The organism is Variovorax sp. 01T439_2, from assembly GCF_056398445.1.
Genome location: NZ_JBFTPJ010000526.1, coordinates 1 through 4,158, shown reverse-complemented (window position 1 = coordinate 4,158; position 4,158 = coordinate 1). Strand labels below are relative to the sequence as shown.

Genomic DNA, 4,158 nt, shown 5'->3' with positions numbered 1-4,158 from the left:
GCGAAGATCAAGGCAATGATCAGGTACTGCGGCGCCTGCGCAGCCGCCGGATCGATGAACTGCGGCAGGAGCGCCGAGCAGAAGATGTAGCCCTTGGGATTGGTCACCGCCACCAGGAAGGACTTGAAGAAGATGCGCCGGCTCTCGCCCGCCGTCACCGTGGCGGCGGCGTCCGCATCCGGCAGCTTGAAGCCGCCCTTGGAGCGCAGCATGCGCAGCCCGAGCCAGGCCAGGTAGGCGGCGCCCACCCACTTGAGCATCGAGAACCAGAACTCCGACGCCGCGAGCAGCGCACCCAGGCCAAGCGCGACGGCGCCCACCAGCACGAAGTCCGACAGCACCGCGCCGAGCATGCCCGGCAGCGCCCGGCGCACGCCGTGGCGGGAGCCGTTGCTCAGCGCCAGCAGCACCGTGGGGCCGGGCGTGGCAATGGCGGTGAAGGCGACCAGGGTGAACAGCAGGGCGGTGGCGAGCGTCATGGCGGCGGGCGTCCTTCTTCCAGCTTCAGATTTTCTTGACCAGCACCTGGCTCTTGCGGTCCCAGTTGTATTTGCGCTTGCGGGCTTCGGGCAGCCAGTCGGGGTTGACCTGCTGGAAGCCGCGCTTGAGGAACCAGTGCATGGTGCGCGTGGTGAGCACGAAGATGCTTTCCAGGCCCATGGCCTTGGCGCGGTGCTCGATGCGCTTGAGGATGCGTTCGCCGTCGCCCTGCGACTGCGACTGGGGCGAGACGGTCAGCGCGGCCATCTCGGCGGTCTTGGCCTCGGGGTAGGGGTAGAGCGCCGCGCAGCCGAAGATCACGCCGTCGTGTTCGATGACCGTGTAGTGGCCCACGTCGCGCTCGATCTCGGTGCGGTCGCGCTTGACCAGCGTGCCGTCGCGCTCGAAGGGCTCGATCAGCTGCAGGATGCCGCCGATGTCGTCGACCGTGGCTTCGCGCAGGCTCTCGAGCTTCTCGTCGATCACCATGGTGCCGACGCCGTCGTGCACGTACACCTCGAGCAGCAGCGCGCCGTCCAGCGCAAAGGGCAGGATGTGGTTGCGCTCCACGCCGCCCTTGCAGGCCTTCACGCAGTGCTGCAGGTAGAAGGCGGTGTCGGTGGGCTTTTGCGGCGGCGGCAGCGAGGCCAGCAGCTTCTCGGCGGCGGCGAGCGGCAGCTCGGTGTCGATGGGGTTGTCTTCGCTCTCGGGCAATTCGCTGTCGATGCGGATGCCAGGGATCTCGGTCAGGAAGATCAGCTTGTCGGCCTGGATCGAGATGGCCACGCTGGTGGCGACTTCTTCCATCGTCAGGTTGAAGGCCTCGCCCGTGGGCGAGAAGCCGAAGGGCGACATCAGCACCATGGCGCCGAAGTCGAGCGTGCGGCGGATGCCCACGGCGTCGACCTTGCGCACCAGGCCCGAATGCTTGAAGTCCACGCCGTCGACCACCCCGACGGGGCGCGCGGTGATGAAGTTGCCCGAGATCACGCGCACCGTCGATCCGGCCATCGGCGTGTTCGGCAGGCCCTGGCTGAAGGCGGCCTCGATCTCGTAGCGCAGCTGGCCGGCGGCTTCCTGCGCCGAATCCAGCGCCACCTCGTCGGTGATGCGGATGCCGTGCGAGTAGCGCGCCTCGTGCCCCTTGGCCGCGAGCTGCTCGTTGACCTGCGGGCGGAAGCCGTGCACCAGCACGATCTTGACGCCCATGCTCTGGATCAGCGCCAGGTCCTGTGCAATGTTCTGCAGCTTGCCCGCCGCGATCGCCTCGCCTGCCAGCGCGACCACGAAGGTCTTGCCGCGGTGCGTGTGGATGTAGGGCGCGACCGAGCGGAACCAGGGCACGAAGGTGAAGTTGAAAACGGTGGACATGGAGCGTGATTGTGCATTCTTGGAGGGCGGTTCGCGCGGGGCGGCCTATCGCCCGCAGCGCCCGGGCGGCGCCGCAAGGCGTGCAACAGCCTCGGCGCGCGCCGATAATGTGCGGTTTGCCTGCCGCGCCTTCCCGAACAGTTTTTTCCCTTGACGACCACGACACCTTCCGCCCCCTTGCGCATCGACTTTCCCGAATCGCTTCCGGTCTCCGGCCGGCGCGATGAAATCATGGCCGCCATCGCGGCGCACCAGGTGGTGATCGTCTGCGGCGAAACGGGCTCGGGCAAGACCACCCAGTTGCCGAAGATCGCGCTGGCGCTCGGCCGCGGCAAGCTCAATGCGCCGCCGGGCCAGGGCCGGCTCATCGGCCACACGCAGCCGCGGCGCATTGCCGCCAGCTCGGTGGCCAAGCGCATCGCCGAAGAGCTGAAGACGCCGCTGGGCGACGTGGTCGGCTTCAAGGTGCGCTTCCAGGACCGGCTGAGCCGCGACGCGTCGGTCAAGCTCATGACCGACGGCATCCTGCTGGCCGAGACGCAGACCGATCCGCTGCTCAAGGCCTACGACACGCTGATCATCGACGAGGCGCACGAGCGCTCGCTCAACATCGACTTCCTGCTCGGCTACCTGCGCGAGATCCTTCCGCGCCGGCCCGACCTGAAGGTGATCGTGACCTCGGCCACCATCGACGCCGAACGCTTCGCGCAGCATTTCGCCTCGGCAAAAGGCCCGGCGCCGACGATCATGGTGTCCGGGCGCACCTTCCCGGTCGAGCAGCGCTACCGGCCCTTCGAGGAGTCGCGCGAGCACGACCTGAACGACGCCATTGCCGACGGCGTCGACGAGCTCTGGCGCGATCCGCACAACGCCGGCGACATCCTGGTCTTCCTGCCCGGCGAGCGCGAGATCCGCGAGGCCGCCGACCACCTGCGCCGCCACCTGAGCCACCAGCCGCTGCTGCGCAACGCCGAGGTGCTGCCGCTGTTCGCGCGGCTGTCGGGCCCCGAGCAGGACCGCATCTTCGACAGCCATTCGGGCCGGCGCATCGTGCTGGCCACCAACGTGGCGGAAACCTCGCTCACCGTGCCGGGAATCCGCTACGTGATCGACACCGGCACGGCGCGCGTGAAGCGCTACAGCTTCCGCAGCAAGGTCGAGCAGCTGCTGGTCGAGCCGATCAGCCAGGCAGCGGCCAACCAGCGCGCCGGCCGCTGCGGCCGCGTGGCCAACGGCATCTGCATCCGGCTCTACGACGAGAAGGATTTCGAAGGCCGGCCGCGCTTCACCGACCCGGAAATCCTGCGCTCGTCTCTCGCGGGCGTGATCCTGCGCATGAAGTCGCTGCGGCTGGGCGACGTGGCGCGCTTTCCGTTTCTCGAGGCGCCCTCGCCGCGCGCGATTGCCGACGGCTACCAGCTGCTCAACGAGCTCGGCGCGGTCGACGACGCCAACGAACTCACGGCCACGGGCGCCGAGCTCGCCAGGCTGCCGCTCGATCCGCGCGTGGGCCGGATGATTCTTGAAGCCCGCACGCGCGGCGCGCTCGAAGAGGTGCTGGTCATCGCGTCGGCGCTCAGCGTGCAGGACGTGCGCGACCGGCCGATGGACGCGCAGCAGCAGGCCGACCAGGCGCATTCCAAGTTCGACGACGAGAAGAGCGAGTTCAGCGGCTACCTGCGGCTGTGGAAATGGATCGCCGATGCGCGCGGCGGCCATGGAGACACCCACAAGCTCAGCAACAGGCAGTACGAGCAGCTGCTGCGCCAGAACTTCATCAACATCCGCCGCGTGCGCGAATGGCGCGACATCCATTCGCAGCTGCTCACGGTGGTCACCGAGCACAAGTGGCGCATCAACGCCGAGCCGGCCGGCTACGAGCCGCTGCACCTGTCGATGCTCGCGGGCCTGCTTGGCAACGTCGGCTGGAAGCTGGAAGACGACGAGGCCTACCTGGGTGCGCGCGGCATCAAGTTCTACAAGCATCCGGGCGCGCACCTGAAGAAGAAGCCCGGCCGCTGGATCGTCGCGGCCGAGCTGGTCGAGACCACGCGGCTCTTCGGCCGCGGCATTGCCAACATCGAGCCGCAGTGGCTCGAACAGGTGGCCGGCCACCTGCTGAAGAAGCAGCTGCTCGATCCGCATTGGGAGAAGAAGGGCGCGCAGGTTTCGGCGCTGGAGCGCGCAACGCTCTACGGCCTCGTGGTGTACAGCGGGCGCCGCGTCGACTTCACGAAGGTGGACCCGGTGGCGGCGCGCGAGATCTTCATCCGCGAAGCGCTGGTCGGCGGGCAGTGGGAGAGCAAG

3 protein-coding genes are annotated in these 4,158 nt (G+C 68.2%); 1 reads left to right on the top strand and 2 read right to left on the bottom strand.

The annotated features are described in order from the left end of the window. Positions 1-479: LysE family translocator (locus AC1DOC_RS22275; RefSeq protein ID WP_478130500.1), on the bottom strand; the 479-nt coding region annotated here is incomplete at its 3' end. A gap of 25 nt (positions 480-504) precedes the next feature. Next, positions 505-1,851, bottom strand: coding sequence for an amino-acid N-acetyltransferase (gene argA / locus AC1DOC_RS22270; RefSeq protein WP_012747826.1), 1,347 nt, complete (start codon positions 1,849-1,851; stop codon positions 505-507). A gap of 150 nt (positions 1,852-2,001) precedes the next feature. Here argA and hrpA point away from each other — a divergent pair. Beyond that, the coding region (gene hrpA, locus AC1DOC_RS22265) for an ATP-dependent RNA helicase HrpA (protein ID WP_478130499.1) at positions 2,002-4,158 on the top strand (2,157 nt) is incomplete at its 3' end.

What these genes read in the sequence shown, in the direction of transcription:
- argA (WP_012747826.1), bottom strand. Translation starts at nt 1,851, where the DNA reads ATGTCCACCGTTTTCAACTTCACCTTCGTGCCCTGGTTCCGCTCGGTC.